14 protein-coding genes are annotated in these 17,427 nt (G+C 63.0%); 7 read left to right on the forward strand and 7 right to left on the reverse strand.

Going from position 1 to position 17,427, the window contains the following annotated elements:
- Window positions 1–39 precede the first annotated feature (39 nt).
- The 6 genes from GRF63_RS02200 (at window position 40) to GRF63_RS02225 (ending at window position 7,287) form a co-directional block, all read left to right on the forward strand.
- On the forward strand, window positions 40–1,086 hold the full coding sequence (locus GRF63_RS02200) for a phosphotransferase family protein (RefSeq protein ID WP_337189594.1): 1,047 nt from the start codon (window positions 40–42) through the stop codon (window positions 1,084–1,086).
- A 28-nt stretch (window positions 1,087–1,114) separates the two neighbouring features.
- Window positions 1,115–1,891 carry an SDR family oxidoreductase gene (locus GRF63_RS02205; RefSeq protein ID WP_160484375.1) on the forward strand — a complete coding sequence of 259 codons (777 nt, stop codon included), beginning with the start codon at window positions 1,115–1,117 and terminating at the stop codon, window positions 1,889–1,891.
- A complete protein-coding gene (locus GRF63_RS02210) occupies window positions 1,891–2,691 on the forward strand; it encodes an SDR family NAD(P)-dependent oxidoreductase (RefSeq protein WP_160484376.1) in 801 nt (266 codons plus the stop codon). Before GRF63_RS02205 ends, GRF63_RS02210 begins: the two co-directional genes overlap by 1 nt.
- A 244-nt stretch (window positions 2,692–2,935) precedes the next feature.
- Window positions 2,936–4,972 carry a 3-hydroxyacyl-CoA dehydrogenase NAD-binding domain-containing protein gene (locus tag GRF63_RS02215; RefSeq protein ID WP_160484377.1) on the forward strand — a complete coding sequence of 679 codons (2,037 nt, stop codon included), beginning with the start codon at window positions 2,936–2,938 and terminating at the stop codon, window positions 4,970–4,972.
- Complete coding sequence (locus tag GRF63_RS02220) at window positions 4,965–6,149, forward strand: acyl-CoA dehydrogenase family protein (RefSeq protein ID WP_160484378.1); 1,185 nt, start codon at window positions 4,965–4,967, stop codon at window positions 6,147–6,149. The genes GRF63_RS02215 and GRF63_RS02220 overlap by 8 nt, the downstream gene beginning before the upstream one ends.
- Before the next feature lies 1 nt (window position 6,150).
- Window positions 6,151–7,287, forward strand: a complete 1,137-nt coding sequence (locus GRF63_RS02225) for an acyl-CoA dehydrogenase family protein (RefSeq protein WP_160484379.1) — start codon at window positions 6,151–6,153, stop codon at window positions 7,285–7,287.
- A gap of 14 nt (window positions 7,288–7,301) precedes the next feature.
- On the opposite strand, the gene GRF63_RS02230 is transcribed toward GRF63_RS02225, so the two are convergent.
- Genes GRF63_RS02230 through GRF63_RS02245 form a run of 4 tightly spaced genes read right to left on the reverse strand, consistent with a single transcriptional unit; the run spans window position 7,302 to window position 12,104 of the window.
- Entirely contained in the window at window positions 7,302–8,375 is a 1,074-nt protein-coding gene (locus GRF63_RS02230) for an acyl-CoA dehydrogenase family protein (RefSeq protein ID WP_160484380.1), read from the reverse strand.
- 5 nt (window positions 8,376–8,380) lie between these two features.
- Window positions 8,381–9,577, reverse strand: coding sequence for an acyl-CoA dehydrogenase family protein (locus tag GRF63_RS02235; protein WP_160484381.1), 1,197 nt, complete (start codon window positions 9,575–9,577; stop codon window positions 8,381–8,383).
- Window positions 9,578–9,600: 23 nt separating this feature from the next.
- Window positions 9,601–10,809, reverse strand: a complete 1,209-nt coding sequence (locus tag GRF63_RS02240) for a thiolase family protein (protein WP_160484382.1) — start codon at window positions 10,807–10,809, stop codon at window positions 9,601–9,603.
- Entirely contained in the window at window positions 10,806–12,104 is a 1,299-nt protein-coding gene (locus GRF63_RS02245) for an acyl-CoA dehydrogenase family protein (protein WP_160484383.1), read from the reverse strand. The genes GRF63_RS02240 and GRF63_RS02245 overlap by 4 nt, the downstream gene beginning before the upstream one ends.
- Before the next feature lie 169 nt (window positions 12,105–12,273).
- Here GRF63_RS02245 and GRF63_RS02250 point away from each other — a divergent pair, with 169 nt between their 5' ends.
- Window positions 12,274–13,356 (forward strand): zinc-binding dehydrogenase, encoded by a 1,083-nt coding sequence (locus GRF63_RS02250; RefSeq protein WP_160484384.1) that lies wholly within the window; start codon window positions 12,274–12,276, stop codon window positions 13,354–13,356.
- 28 nt (window positions 13,357–13,384) lie between these two features.
- On the opposite strand, the gene GRF63_RS02255 is transcribed toward GRF63_RS02250, so the two are convergent.
- The 3 genes from GRF63_RS02255 to GRF63_RS02265 all read right to left on the reverse strand — a co-directional run bounded on the left by GRF63_RS02255 (window position 13,385) and on the right by GRF63_RS02265 (window position 17,228).
- Window positions 13,385–14,023 carry a potassium channel family protein gene (locus GRF63_RS02255; protein ID WP_337189595.1) on the reverse strand — a complete coding sequence of 213 codons (639 nt, stop codon included), beginning with the start codon at window positions 14,021–14,023 and terminating at the stop codon, window positions 13,385–13,387.
- Window positions 14,024–14,036: 13 nt separating this feature from the next.
- Window positions 14,037–15,365: a TrkH family potassium uptake protein gene (locus GRF63_RS02260; protein WP_160484386.1), complete on the reverse strand. Its 1,329-nt coding sequence runs from the start codon at window positions 15,363–15,365 to the stop codon at window positions 14,037–14,039.
- A 120-nt stretch (window positions 15,366–15,485) separates the two neighbouring features.
- Window positions 15,486–17,228: a class I adenylate-forming enzyme family protein gene (locus GRF63_RS02265; RefSeq protein ID WP_202131544.1), complete on the reverse strand. Its 1,743-nt coding sequence runs from the start codon at window positions 17,226–17,228 to the stop codon at window positions 15,486–15,488.
- Between the last annotated feature and the right edge of the window lie 199 nt (window positions 17,229–17,427).

Below are 17,427 nucleotides of genomic sequence, written 5' to 3' on the forward strand. Positions count from 1 at the left end.
TTCGAACGTATGGTATCTTCAAATGGGAGAATTGGCGGCGTGAACGACAAAATCGACGATACAAAATTCGCTGACCTCGATGGCGGGCGTCTGGGGAGTTGGATTGCGGCGCATTCGGGCATTGCTGGTCCGCTGGAATCGGTGACGAAGTTCTCCGGCGGGCAATCTAACCCGACCTACCGCATTTCCTGCGGCGGGCGCAGTTACGTGTTGCGGCGCAAGCCGTTCGGCAAGATCCTGCCGTCGGCCCATGCGGTGGAGCGCGAATATCGCCTGATCAGCGCGCTCCATCCGCTCGGCCTGCCGGTCGCGCAGCCTTTTGCGCTGTGCGAGGATGAGGCAGTGATCGGTGCGCCGTTCTATATCATGAGCATGGTTGAAGGGCGGGTGTTCTGGGATGGCACCTTGCTCCAGTGCGACAGGCAGGAAAGGACCGCGATCTACCTTGAACTGGTGGACGTGCTGGCAAAGCTTCACGCCGTGGATCCGCAGGAGGCGGGCCTTGGCGATTACGGCGCGCCGGGCAATTATTTCGAGCGGCAGGTAAACCGCTGGACCAAGCAGTACCGCGCCGCCCAGACTGACGAATTGCCCGCCGTGGAGCGGCTGATCGAATTCCTGCCCGATACCGTGCCGGAGCAGGAGCGCACCAGCGTGATCCACGGCGATTACCGGATCGATAACCTGATCTATGCCCCTGATGCGCCGCAGGCGCGCGCGGTGCTGGATTGGGAGCTTTCCACCTTGGGCGATCCGCTGGCCGATTTCACCTATCTCGCCATGAACTGGGCACTGCCGCGCACGCGGGAGAACGCGCAGATCGGCGGGGTGGACCTGGCTGAACTCGGCATCCCCTCGCTGGAGGAGATTACCCGGCGTTATTGCGATGCCACGGGACGCAGCAGCGTGCCCGATATGAACTGGTATTTCGCCTACAACCTCTTCCGCCTCGTGGGCATTCTGCAGGGCATCAAGAAGCGCATCATCGATGGCAATGCCTCCAGCAAGGATGCGCAGGCAAAGGCCGCCATGGTGGAGCCGCTGGCTGCCGCCGCGCTGAATTTTGCCAAAAAGGCCGGGGCCTGATTTCAAACCGTTTCAAGGAGTTAACGACATGTCTCTGTTCGATTGCACCGGCAAAATCGCCGTCATCACCGGATCATCGCGCGGGATAGGCCGCGCCATTGCGGAGGAGTTGGCCGATCACGGCGCGCGCGTCGTCATCTCCAGCCGCAAGCAGGACGCCTGCGAGGAAGTGGCAAAGGCCATCAACGAAAAGCACGGCGAAACCCGCGCCATCGCCATCGCGGCGAGTATTTCGGAAAAGGACGCGTTGGAGCGTCTGGTGGCGCAAACGCACGAGAAGCTGGGCCCGATAGACATCCTCGTCTGCAATGCCGCCAGCAACCCCTATTACGGATCGCTGGACGGGATCAGCGATGAACAGTTCCGCAAGATCCTGGACAACAATGTCCTCTCCAACCATTGGCTGGTGCAGCTTGCCCTGCCGGATATGCGGGCCAGCGGCGGCGGCGCGATCGTGGTGGTTTCCAGCATCGGCGGCCTGCGCGGATCCGCGATGATCGGGGCCTATAACATCTCGAAAGCCGCGGATTTCCAGCTGGTGCGCAACTACGCCGTGGAAGTCGGCAAGGACAATATTCGCATCAATGCCATCGCGCCGGGCGTGGTGAAGACGGACTTTGCCCGCGCCCTGTGGGAAGACCAGAAAACCCACGATCGCACCGCTGCTGCCACCCCGATGAAACGGCTCGGAGAACCGCGTGATATTGCAGGCGCCGCCGTCTATCTTTCCAGCGATGCGGGCGCCTGGATGACCGGGCAGATGATGGTGATCGATGGCGGCGTCACCATCGGGGCGGGGATCTGATGGGGCAGCTTTCGGGCAAGATTGCCTGCATCACCGGGGCGGCATCCGGCATCGGCAGGGCCAGTGCGCTGCTGTTTGCGGCAGAGGGCGCGAAAGTGGTGCTGTTTGACCGTTCGGACGCTGTTGCCGAGGTGGCGGAGGCGGTGAAGGACACTGGCGGCCAGGCCATCGCGGTGACCGGCGATGCCGCGGACGAGGCTGACATTGCCGCGCTGGTGAAGCAGGCGCAGGAGGCCTTTGGCGGGCTGCATGTCTTCTTCGCCAATGCCGGGATTACCGGCACCGCGCGTGGCGGGTTTTTCGACAGCGATGCCGCCAATTGGGCGGAAGTCCTACGTGTGAACGTGGTGGGCCCATTCTGCGCGGTAAAGCACGCCGCGCCGGTTATTCGTGACAGCGGGGGCGGGGCCATCGTCTGCACGGCCTCTGTCGCGGGCCTGCGGTCTGGGGCAGGGCCGGCGCCCTATTCCGCATCCAAGGCGGGCGTCATCAATCTGGTGCAGACCGCGGCCCAGCAGCTGGCGGGCACGGGTGTGCGCATCAATGGCATCTGCCCCGGCCTGATCGAAACCGGCATGACCGCGCCGCTTTACGAGAATGCGCGGGCCAAGGGGCTGGAGGACAAGATCGGCCTGCTCAATCCGCTGGGCAGAGGCGGGGAGCCCGAAGAGATCGCCAAGGTCGCGCTGTTCCTTGCCTCTGATGCGGCCAGCTATGTGCATGGCCAGATCACCGTGGTGGACGGCGGACTATCCACTTCCCACCCGGTCAGCCGGCCGCCCGGCCTCAAACACGCCTGAAAACCTCCTGCAAAGGCAGGGGGACAGCAAGGGCCCGATTTAGGACAGCAGCGGACAGCGAAACGATCCCGCCGGTCGGCAAGGGGTGAAGGCCGATGGGCGTCAACCATGCCACATTCGCCGTTCAAACAGTTTCGGCAAACCGCTTGTCTGAAAACACGGTATGCAATAGAGCTTTTTGGCAAGAGGAGTCGCGCGGGCCAAATTCGGGCTGCGCGCCAAACCAGTCTGAATGGGAGCCAGCATGTCCAAAATCACCACGCAACGCGAAGGCGAAGTCTTCGTCATCACCCTGAACAATCCGCCCGTGAACGCCTTCTCCACCGAAGTGCGCAACGCGATGGCCGCCGCCGTGGAAGAGGCTGCGGGTGATGACAGCGTGAAGGCCGTGGTGATCCGGGCAGAAGGGCGCATGTTCTCCGGCGGGGCGGACATCACCGAATTCGGCAAGCAGCCGGTGCATCCCACCCTGCCCGAACTGATCGACAGTATCGAGGATCTGGCAAAGCCCGTGGTCGTGGCGCTGAACGGCACCGCGCTGGGCGGCGGCTGTGAGATTGCGCTGGGCTGTAATTACCGCATCGGCATTCCCGCCACCAAGATCGGCCTGCCCGAAGTGAAGATCGGCATCCTTCCCGGCGCGGGCGGCACGCAGCGCCTGCCGCGCGTGGTGGGCGTGGAAGAAGCGCTGCCCATCATCGTGACGGGCAATCCCATCCCGGCGAAGAAGGCCGAGGCCATCGGCCTGCTCGACAAGATCGTGGCGCCGGAAACCTTGCGAGACGAGGCCATCGCCTTCGCCCGCGAAGTTGCCGCTCGCAGCGAACATCCCGTCTCCAGCCAGCGGACCGACAGGATTCATGACCATGACGCAGGCGTGTTCGATGCCTTCCGCCAGAAGCACGCGCGCCGCCTGAAAGGGCTGGAAGCGCCCGCCAAGTGCATCGAGGCGGTCGAGCTGTCGACCAGGCTGCCTTACGAGGAAGGCATCGCCAAGGAACGCGAGTTCTTCATGGAGCTGGTGATGGGAGACCAGTCAAAGGCGCTGCGCCACGTGTTCTTTGCAGAGCGGCAGGCGGGCAAGATCGACGGCATGCCGAAGGACACAGCGCCTCTCCCCATCCGCAAGGTGGGCATCATCGGCGCGGGCACGATGGGCGGCGGTATCGCGATGAACTTCCTCTCCGCCGGATATGACGTCACCATGGTGGAGCGGGAGCAGGAGGCGCTGGACCGAGGCGTCGGCATCATCCGCAAGAATTACGACGCCACCGCGCGCAAGGGCCGGATGAGCGCAGAGCAGGTGGAAGCGGCCTTGGGCCACCTCACCACTTCGCTCGATTACCAGGATTTCGCGGATTGCGACCTGGTGATCGAGGCGGTGTTCGAGCTGATGGCCATCAAGAAGGACGTGTTCGGCAAGCTGGACACGATCTGCAAGCCCGATGCGATCATGGCGTCGAACACCAGCTATCTGGATGTGAACGAAATCGCCGCCTGCACATCGCGGCCGGAGCAGGTGGTGGGCCTGCACTTCTTCTCGCCCGCCAATATCATGCGGCTGCTGGAGGTTGTGCGCGGCGACAAGACCAGCGCGGCTGTGATGGCCACTGCGATGGATCTGGCGAAAAAAATCGGCAAGGTCGCGGTGGTATCGGGCGTGTGCCACGGCTTCATCGGCAATCGCATGTTGGCCAAGCGGCAGGAACAGGCGAGCGACCTGTTGATGGAAGGCGCGCGCCCTGCGCAGGTGGACAAGGTGCTGACCGATTTCGGCTTCCCGATGGGTCCGTTCCAAATGTCTGATCTGGCTGGGCTGGACATCGGCTGGGACCCGGAAAAGACCAGCAGCTCCACCGTGCGCGAAGTGCTGTGTGAACGCGGGCGGCGCGGGCAGAAAACCGGCAAGGGCTTCTACGATTACGACGAGAACCGCCAGCGCACGCCGTCTGACGAGGTTGACGCGGTGATTGCCGAATTCGCCGCGAAATCGGGCAAGGAGCAGCGCGATATCTCGGACGAGGAAATCCGCGAGCGGCTGCTCTACCCGATGGTGAACGAGGGCGCGCTGATACTGGAAGAGGGCATTGCGCAGCGTGCCAGCGACATCGATACCGTGTGGATCAACGGCTATGGCTGGCCGCCCTACACCGGCGGTCCGATGTTCTGGGCCGACACGATCGGCCTCGACACGGTGCTGGCCGGGTTGGAAAAGCACGGCATGGAGGCAAGCCAGCTGCTGCGCGACAAGGCGGCCAAGGGCGAGCGTTTCAATGGCTGACGAGCTGGAGACTTTCCGCCGCGAGGTGCGTGACTGGCTTGAAGCGAACTGCCCGTCCGAGATGCGCACACCGATGCGCAGCGAGAAGGACGTGTGCTGGGGCGGGCGGAACTTTACCTTTGCAAGCGATGCGCAGAAGCAATGGCTGGAGGTGATGGCGCAGCGCGGCTGGACCGTGCCCGACTGGCCGAAGGAATATGGCGGCGGCGGACTGTCGCCTGCGGAGGCCAAGGTGTTGAAGCAGGAGATGGCGGCGCTGGGTTGCCGTGTGCCGCTGCAAAGCTTCGGCATCTCCATGCTCGGCCCGGCGCTGCTGGAATACGGCACCGAAGAACAGAAGCTGGAGCACCTGCCGAAAATCGCGCGCGGCGAAATCCGCTGGTGCCAGGGCTATAGCGAGCCCAATGCCGGTTCAGACCTCGCCAGCCTTGCCACCAGTGCAGAGGACAAGGGCGATCATTTCCTGGTGAATGGGCAGAAGGTGTGGACCAGCTATGCCGATCAGGCCGACTGGATCTTCTGCCTTGTTCGCACAGACACTTCGCAAAAGCAGGGCGGCATTTCCTTCCTGCTGTTCGATATGGAATCGGAAGGCGTTTCAACCAAGCCGATCCTGCTGATCAGCGGCTCCTCGCCGTTCTGTGAGACCTTCTTCGACGATGTGAAGGTGCCCAAGGACCAGGTGCTGGGCGAGATCAATCAGGGCTGGACGGTGGCGAAATACCTGCTGGGCCATGAGCGGGAGATGATCTCCGGCATGGGCGGGCGGGCGCAGGGGCCGTCGCTTTCCGAATACGCTCTCGGCAAGCTGGGGCGCGATGAACAGGGGCGGCTGGACGACCCCGTGCTGCGTGCTCGCATCGCCATGTTTGAAGTGCGCAGCCACGCCTTTGCGGCGATGAGCGAGCGTTTCATGGACCGGCTGAAGGCAGGCCGTATCCATCCCGCGCAGCCCAGCATGATGAAATACTACGGCACCGAGCTGAACAAGGATCGCCACGAATTACTTATGGCGGCAGGCGGCAGCGACGCGCTGGAATGGGAGAGTGAAAGCTCCGGCGAGGGCAAAGCGGCGCGCGCGTGGCTGCGCACCAAGGCCAATTCCATCGAAGGCGGGACGAGCGAGATCCAGCTCAACATCATCGCCAAGCGTATACTTGAACTGCCGGAGGGCTGACATGCCGCTTTTCCTTGACGAGACACAGGAAACCCTCGCCGACACCGTGCGGCCCTTCATGGCGGGCGAAGCGCCCGTCGCGCACCTGCGCGCCTTGCGCGATGCGGACGATCCGGCGGGCTTCTCGCGCGACCTGTGGCGGCAATTCGGCGAAATGGGCTTTACCGGCGTGCTGGTGGACGAGGCCGATGGCGGGCTTGGCATGGGCCATGTAGAGGCGGGCATCGTGCTGGAAGAGATCGGCCGCAACCTCACGCCATCGCCGTTCCTCGGCACGGCGGTGGGCGCGGTGGAGGCGCTTCGCGCAGCCGATGCGGCGCTGAAACAGGCGTGGCTTCCCGGCATCGTTTCGGGCGAGACCGTGGCGGCGCTGGCGCTGGATGAAAGCGCGCGCCATCGTCCGCAAAGCGTGGCTTTGAAGGCAGAGCGACAGGGCAACGGCTTCCGCCTTACGGGCACCAAGCAGTTCGTGGCATTCGGGCACGAGGCGGACATGCTGATCGTTTCCGCGCGCTCATCCGGCGATGTGGCGGACGAGGACGGCGTGACGCTGTTCGCCGTGCCCCGATCACAGCCCGGTGTAAGTGTGGTGTCCGCGCGCCTGGCCGACAGCAGCTTTGCCGCACGCGTGGAATTTGACGGCGTGGAGCTGGATGGCAGCGCGGTGATCGGCGAGGTGGACGATGGGCGCGCCACCCTCAACCGCATCCTCTCTGGCGTGCGCGCCGGGGCATCCTCCGAAATGGTGGGCGTTGCCGAAGGAGCCAGCGCGATGACGCTGGATTACATCAAGCAGCGCAAGCAATTTGGCCGCATCATCGGCAGCTACCAGGCGCTGCAACACCGCGCCGCGCATCTTTACAGCGAAATGGAAGTCGCCCGCGCCGCCACGCTGAAGGCGCAGCAATCGCTAGATGCGGGCAGCGCAGATGAGGACCGCGATGCCTCCGTTGCCAAGGCGATGGCGGGCATGGCCAGCAGCCTTGCCGTGCGTGAAGCGGTGCAGATGCACGGCGGTATCGGCATGACCGATGAATACGATGTCGGCTTCTTCATGAAGCGCCAGCGCGTGCTGGCAGAGATGTTCGGCGATGCAGACTTCCATGCGGACCGGCTGGCCCGCATGGAAGGGTACTGAAAACGCCTCGCGGGTTACGCCGCCTGCATCAGCGCGATATAGCGTGACAGGTGCTCGTCCTCGTCACCCAACACGTGGCCCAGCATCACCATCCGCTTCGCATAATGCGATAGCGGCAGTTCCCATGTCATGCCGATGCCGCCGTGGATCTGGATGGCTTCCTCAGCCGCCAGATTGCCGACATGGCCGAGAGTGTATTTCGCCGCAGCGGAAAAGCGATCGCGCTCAGGCTTGTCGAAATAGGCCGCCGCGTTGATGGAGGCCGAACGCGCCTGCTCGATCTCCAGCGCCAGCGTGGCCATGCGGTGCTGCAAGGCCTGGAACTTGCCGATGGGAATGCCGAACTGCTTGCGCGTGCGCATGTATTCCAGCGTCTGTTCGCGCAGCTGATCCATGATCGCAACGCCCTCCCATGACAGGGCGACGATGCCTGCGGCCTCGGCTGCCGCGATGTCTTCAGCGGTTACGCCTGCAAGCAGCTTTGCCGGGGTGCCTGACAGGTGGAGCTCACCCCCTGCACCGCCATCCACCATCTTGTAATCGGATACGGTCACGCCTTCGCCGCCCGCTTCCACCAGGAACGCCTTGTCATCTGCGGTAACCACGATCAGGTCCGCCGCGCCGATATAGCCGACCACGCCTTTCGTGCCGGTGAGTGTCCAGTCCTCGCCAGAGCCGCTGGCGGTGACGTCGCTTTCCTCGCCCGTTTCGGCATCATGCGCAGGCTGGTGCGCGAAGGTGACGATTTTCTCGCCGCCGATCACGCTTTCCAGCGCGTCCGTCTCTCCAGCAGCGGCCAGCAGGCGGCCGGCCATCAGCGTTTCCAGGAACGGCCCCGTCGCGATGGCGCGGCCTACCTCGCCAAACACCGTGCCGATATCGAAACCCGTGCCGCCAAAGCCGCCAACATCTTCGGAAAACAGCGCGCCCAGCACACCCAGTTCGGCCAGCTCGTTCCACAGATCGCGGTCAAAACCTGTATCGGTTTCAATCACCTTGAGACGTTTTTCCCAGTCGAAATTTTTGGCAAGAAAGCGCGACATCGTGTCGCTAAGCATCTGCCGGTCTTCACCGATTGCAAAATCCATGTCGATCAGAGCTCCAGAATGGCTTTGGTGATGATCTCGCGCTGCACCTCGTTGGAGCCGCCGAAGATCGAAAGTTTGCGATTGTTGAAATATTGGGAGGAAACAGGGCCAACCCACTCCGGGCCGACGGGCGTGCCGTTATATCCCTCTTCCATGCTTTCGCTGACGAAGGGCTGGGCATAGCGGCCAGCGGCACGGCGCATCAGCGCGCCGATTTCCTGCCGGATTTCCGTACCGCGGATTTTCAGCATGGAGCTTTCGGCCACGGGAACGCCGCCCTTGCCGGCTGCATCCAGCACGCGAAGATTGGTGGTCTTCATGTTCTCAAGGTCGATCTCCAGCCGCGCCAGACGCTGCGCAAACAGCGGATCGTCGGCCAGCAGCACGCCGTTCTTCTTCGTGGTGCGGGCGATGTGCTTCAATCGCTCTATCGCGGCCATGCTGGCCCCGATCCCGGCGATATTGGTGCGCTCGTAAGTCAGCAGGAACTTGGCGTAGGTCCAGCCCTTGTTCTCTTCGCCCACCAGGTTTTCTACCGGCACCTTCACATCGGTGAAGAACACTTCGTTCACCTCGGCATCGCCATCCAGCAGCTTGATCGGGCGGACCTCGATACCGGGCGTATCCATATCGATCAGCAGGAAGGAAATACCCTCCTGCTTCTTGCCGCTGCTGTCCGTGCGCACCAGGCAGAAGATCCAGTCGGCATATTGGCCCAGCGTCGTCCAGGTCTTCTGGCCGTTGACGATGTAGTGATCGCCTTCCCGCACCGCACTTGTCTTCAGGCTGGCGAGATCCGATCCGGCGCCCGGCTCCGAATAGCCCTGGCACCACCAGTCCGTGCCATCCAGAATGCGCGGCAGGTAATGCTGGCGCTGTTCCTCGCTGCCGTATTTGATCAGCACGGGCGCGAGCATGGAAAGGCCGAAGGGCACGATGCGCGGGGCGTGGGCCATGGCGGTTTCGGTCTCGAAGATGAACTTCTGCATCACGGACCAGTTCGTGCCGCCGTACTGCTCCGGCCAATGCGGGGCGAGCCAGCCCTTTTCATTCAGGATGGCGTGCCATTCTTCCATGTCCTGCTTGGTCAGACGCTTTCCCTGGCGCACCTTGTCGGAAAGGCGGGCGGGCAGTTTTTCCTTCAGAAAGGCGCGGACTTCATCGCGGAAATCCTGTTCTTCTTGGGTGAATTCAAGGTTCATTGTTCTTCTCGCTCAGGGCAAAATCAGGATGGAATTTCGAACAGGCCAGCAGCGCCCATGCCGCCCGCAACGCACATGGAAACCACGGCGAAACGATCCCCGCGGCGACGCGCTTCCAGCAGCACGGCGCCCACCAGGCGCGATCCCGTCATGCCGAAGGGGTGGCCGATGGCGATGGCGCCGCCGTTGACGTTGAGTTTTTCAGCATCGATGCCGAGGTGATCGCGGCAGTAGAGCGCCTGGCTGGCAAAGGCCTCGTTGATTTCCCACAGGCCGATATCGCCTACCGAAAGGCCAGCGCGGTCCAGCAATTTGGGAATGGCGAAGACGGGGCCGATGCCCATTTCGTCGGGCGCGCAGCCTGCCGCCTGAAAGCCGCGGAAGATGCCCAGCACCTCGCGCCCCTCGGCCTCTGCCGTGGCACGGTCCATCAGCACCTGCGCCGCCGCGCCATCGGAAAGCTGGCTGGCGTTGCCCGCCGTGATGTGCTGGCCTTCCTTCACCTTTGCGCCATTCTTGAAGACGGGGTTCAGACCCGCCAGCGCCTCGTATGTGGTGCCTGCGCGAATGCCTTCGTCCGCCTCCAGCGTCACCGTTTCGCGGCCCGTTTCGCTGCCATCCTTGGCGCGGATCACCTTTTCTGTGGTGAGCGGCACGATCTCGTCGGCAAGCCGTCCGGCCTCTGTCGCGGCGGCGGCGCGCTGCTGGCTTTGCGCGGCAAAGTGGTCCTGCGCCTCGCGCGATACGTCGTAGCGGTCGGCCACGATCTCTGCCGTTTCGATCATCGCCATGTAAGCGTCGGGCTCATGCTCCAGCACATTGGGTGATCGCCACGAGGGATCGACAATGCCCGGCACCATGGTGAGTGAGATGGATTCGCACCCGCCCGCCACCAGCACATCGGCATCGCCCGCCATGATGCTGCGCGCGGCCAGCGCCACGGTGGTGAGGCCCGATGCGCATTTGCGATCCAGCGTCATGCCGGGAACGTCCTGCGGCAATTTGCTGCCGAACACGCTCATCCGGCCAAGGTTGTAGAACTGCGGCCCGTACTGGTTGCCGCAGCCCCAGTAGAGATCCTGCACGCGATCGGGTTCGATGCCGGATCGATCGAGCGCGGCGTCGATCACGTGGGCGGCCAGCCTGTCGGGCATGGTGGCGTTGAACGCGCCGCGATGGGCCTTGCCGATGGGCGTACGGGCGGTGGAAACGATGGCGGCTTCGCGTGTCATGTGTTTGCTCCTGCGCCGGAAGGCACCGGCCCGCGCGGGGCGCCGGGCTTTGCCTTCAGGTCTGTGTATTTGGCGAATTCGTTGCGGGCGATGGCACGGTTGTGCACCTCGTCAGGACCGTCTGCGAAGCGCAGGGTGCGGATGCTGGCCCATGTCGCGGCAAGATCGTGATCGCTGCTCACCCCGCCGCCGCCATGCGCCTGGATCGCGTCATCCAAGATGGCGAGGGCCATGTTGGGGGCCTGCACCTTGATCATGGCGATCTCGTTCTTCGCAGCCTTGTTGCCGGCGCGGTCCATCATGTCGGCGGCCTTGAGGCAAAGGAGGCGGCTCATCTCGATATCGATGCGGGCGCGGGCGACGCGCTCTTCCCACACGCTCTGCTGGTAGATGAACTTGCCGAAGGCCACGCGATTGGTGAGGCGGCGGCACATGGCCTCCAGCGCCTCTTCCGCGACACCGATGGTGCGCATGCAGTGATGGATGCGCCCCGGCCCGAGGCGACCCTGCGCGATTTCGAAGCCGCGCCCCTCGCCCAGCAAGATCGCGTCGGCGGGCAGGCGCACGTTGTTCAGGCTGATTTCCGCGTGGCCGTGGGGCGCATGGTCATAGCCATAGACGGTCAGCATGCGTTCGATGGTCACGCCCTGCGTATCCATCGGCAGCAGGATCATCGACTGGCTGCCATGGCGAGAGCCTCCGGGATCGGACTTGCCCATCACGATGGCGACCTTGCAGCGCGGATCGCCCGCGCCGCTCGACCACCACTTGCGGCCATTGATCACCCACTCGTTGCCGTCCCGGATGATGCTGGCCTCGATATTGGTGGCGTCGGAGGAGGCGACGTCCGGCTCCGTCATCAGGAAGGCGGAGCGGATTTCGCCGTTCATCAGCGGGGTGAGCCAACGGTCCTTCTGCTCCCGTGAGCCATAGCGGTGCAGCACTTCCATATTGCCGGTGTCGGGCGCGGAGCAGTTGAACACCTCGCTGGCCCATGAAACGCGGCCCATTTCCTCTGCGCACAGAGCATACTCAAGGTTCGAAAGCTGCTCGCCCTGGAATGCAAACGAATCGTCCACATGCTCCTGCCCAGAATGTGGCGGCATGAACAGATTCCACAGGCCATCCTCCCGCGCGGCAGGCTTCAATTCCTCGATCACGGGGTTGGGTGCCCAGCGGTCTCCTTTGGCCGCTGCCGCCTTGTAATCAGCCGTGCGCGGCCTGATTCGCTCATCAATGAAGTGCTTGACCCGGTCGCGCATGGCGCGCTGACGGTCGCTTAGATCAAAATCCACGTTCTGCCTGTCCTCTCCACGGCACCGATCGTTCGAAGTCCCCTTCAGATGCACCTTTTTGTGGCATATGTCTACATACGCATTTTTCAGCTTTTGAAAAATCGACTTGGCAAAGCGGTTCGTTTCAGCGAGTTTGCGATTCGAAAAGTCATGCCAGTTGGAGAGCATTGTGAAAGCAGCCGTATTGCGCGCGGTAGGAGAGCCGCTGCAGATCGAAGATGTCGCCATTTCAAAGCCCGGCCCGCACGAGGTGCTGATCCGCGCTTCGGCCACCGGGGTCTGCCATTCAGACCTGCATTTCGTGGAAGGCCATTACCCCACCGCGCTGCCCACGGTGCTGGGCCATGAATGCGCTGGCGTGGTGGAACAAGTGGGCAGCGAGGTGCGCAACCTTGCGCCGGGCGATCACGTGGTCACCTGCCTCTCCGCCTTTTGCGGCCATTGCGAATTCTGCGTGGGCGGCCACCTGTCGCTGTGTAACGAGCCTGATACCCAGCGCGCCAAGGATGCCGAACCGCGCCTGGGCAGCGCCGATGCATCGATGGCGCAATTCCTCAACCTGTCGGCCTTTGCCGAGCAATTGCTGATCCACGAGAATGCCTGCGTAAGAATCCGCAAGGACATGCCGCTGGATCGCGCCGCGCTGCTGGGCTGCGCCACGATCACCGCCTATGGCTCCGTCGTGCGCACGGCCGAAGTCAGGCCGGGGCAGAGCGTGGCCGTGATCGGCTGCGGCGGCGTGGGCCTTTCCACCATCAATGCAGCCCAGATCGCCGGGGCCGGACGGATCATCGCTATCGACATGGTGGCGGGCAAGGAACAGCTCGCCCGCGATTTCGGCGCGACCGATTTCATCGATGCGTCGGAAGGCGATGTGTGGAAGAAGGTGCTGGGCCTCACCAATGGCGGGGTGGACCACGCCTTCGAAGCCATCGGCAGGGCAGACACCGCGTCCGATGCCTTCCGCATGTTGCGCCGCCGGGGCACCGCCACCGTGATCGGCATGATCCCCGTGGGCCAGAAGATCCAGATCAACGGATACGAGCTGTTGCAGGAAAAGCAGCTGCGCGGATCGATGATGGGATCGAACCAATTCCCCGTCGACATCCCGCGCCTGGTGGATTTCTACATGGCCGGAAAGCTGAAGCTGGACGAGCTGATCTCCCGCCGCATCCAGCTGTCACAGGTGAACGAGGCGTTCGAAGAGATGAAGACCGGCACCATCGCGCGCTCCGTCATCACCTTCGAGTGATGGGGGAGCGCGGCTGAGGCCATGAGGTCTAGTTCAGTGCAGAAAATCGTTCGATATCGGCAATCCTGCCCGACACGACGAGTTCGTAGTCTGGAAAGATGAGCGTGTCGGGGACGGCGTGAATGAAGTCCTCCGTCCCCCGCTTCACTCCAACCACGGTCACGGCGAATTTCCGGCGGCAGTCGCTGGTGACCAGCGGAAGCCCGACGATCGCCTCTGGCGCCTTCAACCTTGCAATGGCAAACTCGTCGCCAAATCCTATGAAGTCGAGCAGGCGCTCGTTCAGCAGATGGGCGACGCGTTCTCCCATTTTCTGCTCGGGAAAAACGACGTGGGTTGCACCGGTCCTTTCAAGAATGCGGGCGTGCTTGTCATTCGTGGCTTTCGCCCAGATGTTGGTCAGCCCAAGGTCAGACAAGGCCAGCACGGTCAGCACGCTGGCTTCGATATCGGTGCCGATGGCGACGACTGCGGCCTCGAAGTCCTCCACGCCAAGGCTCTTGAGACACAGGTGGTCGGTGCAATCGGCCTGAACGACCTTGGTCAGTTGTGGCGCGAATTCCTGCACCAGGGCCGCTTCGCTATCTGCGCCCAGCACTTCGTGCCCCATTCGCTCCAGGGTAAGGGCCACCGCCCCGCCAAACCGGCCCAGGCCGATAACAAGCACGGGTTTGCGTTTCTTAGCCGACAATGACATTCTCCTCGGGATAGCGATAGCTGCGGTCGCGCGCTTCAAGGGCAAGAGCCGTGGCAACGGTGATGGTGCCTACGCGGCCCACGAACATCAAGGCGATGATGACAAGTTGGCCGGTGGGCGGCAGATCGGCCGTAATTCCGGTCGACAAACCCACCGTTGCGAATGCGGATATCGTTTCAAACAATATGTCCTGCAGGGCAAGTTCGCTGATCGAAGCGATATAGGTGGTGGATGCGAGGATGAGTGCCGCGGCCATCACTGCGACAGATAGCGATTGGCGTTCCAAGGCAGAGCCGAACCGGCGATTGAAAATGCCCGCGTCCCGCCGTCCCCTCACTTCCGAAAGGACGATGGCAAAGATCACGAAGAAGGTGGTGACCTTGATGCCGCCTGCCGTGCCCGCGCTTCCGCCACCGATGAACATCAGCAGATAGTTCACCATGAGCGTCTCATCGTGAAAGCCGCCTACATCGAGGCTGTTGAAGCCGGCGGTTCGCGGCATCACCGAATGGAAGGCCGCGTTGAGGACCTTGGAGCCGATAGCCATCGGCCCCAGGGTCGCCGGATTGTTCCACTCAGCGACAAGGATGCTTACGAAGCCGAACAGCAGAAGGGCACCCGTGCCAGCGACGGTGATTTTCGTGTGTAGCGACCACCTCCTCCACGAAAAGCCGTTGGCGCGAATATCCTGCATCACCGGGAAGCCGAGGGCGGTCAGGATAACTGCACACATGATCGGGCCGAGGATGTAGACATCGTTCTGGTAACCCATCACGCTGTCCGAATGCGTGGAGAAGCCCGCGTTGTTGAAGGCGCTGACCGCGTGGAACAGGCCGTCCCATGCCGCTTCGGCTGGTGTCATTCCGTGGAAAAGCCACATGCGCGTTGCCAGGGCAATTGCCACCACCCCTTCCACGATGATCGTTATCGCCAGAACCAGCTTGAGCACGGAAACAGCGTCTCCGCTTTCGAGGCGGCTGCGTTCAACCTGTGTCGCCATGCGCTGGCGCAGGCCGAAACCACGGCCAGCCATGAGGCCGAACATGGTCGCCGCCGTCATGATGCCGAAGCCGCCGATCTGGAAGAGCACCAGTATCGTTACCTGCCCGAATACAGACCAGTAGGTGGGCGTATCGACGACGATAAGGCCCGTCACCGAAACTGCCGAGGTCGAGGTGAAAAATGCAGTCAGAATGGGCGCGCTTGTTTCCTGCGCAGTGGCAAAGGGCAGACTGAGGAGAAGGGTGCCGACCGCGATAGCGCACAGGAAGAGTGCTGGAATAAGGCGAATCGGATTGCGAAGCCCGAGCATGGCGCGGCTTTGCTTATTCAGAGGGCTGCGTAAAGCAGAACGTCCGCGATCGGGGCTTGCGCAAACCGGTTGGTTTTCTTCCTGTCTAGCAAGCAGAAGCCATTGCGTTGAGGCGGGCGACTAAAACAGGGCGCGCAAATCCTTCTTCAAAATCTTGCCGTTGGCATTCCTCGGCAGCATTTCATCGGTGAAAACGATGCGCACCGGCACCTTGAAATGCGCCAGCCGCTGGCCGACCCATTGCTGCAATTCCTCCTCGCTCGCGCTCTGCCCCTTCGAGAGGTGGACGACGGCGGCGGGTTCTTCCCCCAGTTGCTGGTGCGGCAGGCCGATCACGGCGGCGTCGGTTACGGCGGGGTGTTCGTAGAGGACGTTCTCCACCTCGCTGGAATAGATGTTCTCGCCGCCGCGGATCACCATGTCCTTTGCGCGGTCGACGATATAGCAGAAGCCTTCCTCGTCCAGCCGCGCCAGGTCGCCCGTGCGCATCCAGCCATCGATGAAGCTTTCCGCCGTCGCGTCCGGGCGGTTCCAGTATCCCTTCGCGATCATCGGGCCATAGGCGTAGAGTTCGCCCACTTCGCCCACGGGCAGTTCCTCGGTCCCGTCGGCGGACATGATTTTCAGGTCTGCCACCGCCACTGCCGGGCCGCAGCTGTCGGGCCGGTTGAGATAGTCCTCCGCCACATGGCCCGTCACCGTGGCCATCGTTTCCGTCATGCCCCAGCCGCTGCCCGGTTCGCAGCCGAATTCCTCGCGGATGCGGCGCACCAGTTCAGGCGCGGCGGGCGCGCCGCCATAGGTGATGAGTTCAAGGCTGGAGAGGTCGTAATTCTTGCGCGCCGGGTGATCGAGCAATTGCCACGCGATGGTCGGCACGCCGCCTGTCAGGTTAACGCCCTCACGCTCGATAATGCCCATCGCCTCTTCGGCGTTCCAGTGGTGCATGAACACCATCGCGTGCCCGCTGACGAAATAGCCGACCATGGCGGCCGAACACGCCGTTACGTGGAACAGCGGGATCACCAGCAGCACCGTCTTGCGCTCTGGCGCGGGCGGCATCTCGCCGCGGCGCAGCGGCGCGAAGGCGAGGTTGTACTTGCTGGAGAGCACATTGGTGCACAGGCTGCGATGCGAACCCAGCGCCCCCTTGGGCGCGCCGGTGGTGCCGCTGGTGTAGAAGATCGTCGCGTCGTCGTCTGGCGCTATCTCGGCCTCCGGCAGGTCCCGATCCGGCAGATCGGCCCATGCATCGGTGTGGCCGAGAATATCTTCCAGCCGCTCAGCGCCTTTCACCGGCTCCGCCGCGCGCGACACGATGCGGATTTCGGGGAGGGGGGCGCTGTCTTCGTTACTGTTCAGGCGGTCCCACCGCTCGATATCGCAGATGATCGCCTTGCTGCCCGAATCACTGAGGCCGAAGGCCAGCTCCTGCGCCGTCCACCAGGCGTTGATGGGCACACAGATCGCGCCGATGGAAGTGATGGCGAAGAAGGCGACGGGCCATTCCGGCAAATTGCGCATGGCCAGCGCCACGCGGTCCCCCTTGCGCACGCCGGCATCGCGCAGGTGGTGCGCCAGGGCGGCGGTCGCCCGGAACCAGCTGTCGTACGAAACGCGCTCTTCATTATAGACGGTGCACAAGGCATCGCCATGATCGCATGCCGCCAGCGCAATGGCGCGCAGGGAGGCAGGGGCATTCTTCCAGACGCGAGTCGGTCTGCCGTCTATGGCCACCGTTTCCATCTCGAACGGCTGGCCGGGTGCCGTCAGCATTGCGCGCACTTTCGCGCGGCTTGCCGCCGGCCAGTTGTCCGGCAGCGACCATCCGCCACCCTTGGCGGTGTCCGGGGAATTGGGCATTGGCATGTCTCTCCTTGGCCACAAGGATAGGCACGCCTGCACCCGAATCGCAAGAGGCGAAGTCCGAATACTGAAAATGCGGTATGATGATGGGTGGTGCGCGAGCCCGGCAGAAGTCAGCGCGATCTTTTGGCAGGGCGTGCTTTGCTGCAGGCGGCGAAAAAGCGGGCCTTCTTTCTGTTCGGCGCCACCAAATGAG

This window comes from Aurantiacibacter rhizosphaerae (assembly GCF_009807005.1).
GTDB lineage: Bacteria > Pseudomonadota > Alphaproteobacteria > Sphingomonadales > Sphingomonadaceae > Alteraurantiacibacter > Alteraurantiacibacter rhizosphaerae.

Excerpts from the sequence above, each read along its gene's own strand:
- GRF63_RS02205 (WP_160484375.1), top strand. The coding sequence starts at position 1,115 with ATGTCTCTGTTCGATTGCACCGGCAAAATCGCCGTCATCACCGGATCA.
- GRF63_RS02210 (WP_160484376.1), top strand. The coding sequence starts at position 1,891 with ATGGGGCAGCTTTCGGGCAAGATTGCCTGCATCACCGGGGCGGCATCC.
- GRF63_RS02215 (WP_160484377.1), top strand. The coding sequence starts at position 2,936 with ATGTCCAAAATCACCACGCAACGCGAAGGCGAAGTCTTCGTCATCACC.
- GRF63_RS02220 (WP_160484378.1), top strand. The coding sequence starts at position 4,965 with ATGGCTGACGAGCTGGAGACTTTCCGCCGCGAGGTGCGTGACTGGCTT.
- GRF63_RS02225 (WP_160484379.1), top strand. The coding sequence starts at position 6,151 with ATGCCGCTTTTCCTTGACGAGACACAGGAAACCCTCGCCGACACCGTG.
- GRF63_RS02230 (WP_160484380.1), bottom strand. The coding sequence starts at position 8,375 with ATGGATTTTGCAATCGGTGAAGACCGGCAGATGCTTAGCGACACGATG.
- GRF63_RS02235 (WP_160484381.1), bottom strand. The coding sequence starts at position 9,577 with ATGAACCTTGAATTCACCCAAGAAGAACAGGATTTCCGCGATGAAGTC.
- GRF63_RS02240 (WP_160484382.1), bottom strand. The coding sequence starts at position 10,809 with ATGACACGCGAAGCCGCCATCGTTTCCACCGCCCGTACGCCCATCGGC.
- GRF63_RS02260 (WP_160484386.1), bottom strand. The coding sequence starts at position 15,365 with ATGCTCGGGCTTCGCAATCCGATTCGCCTTATTCCAGCACTCTTCCTG.
- GRF63_RS02265 (WP_202131544.1), bottom strand. The coding sequence starts at position 17,228 with ATGCCCAATTCCCCGGACACCGCCAAGGGTGGCGGATGGTCGCTGCCG.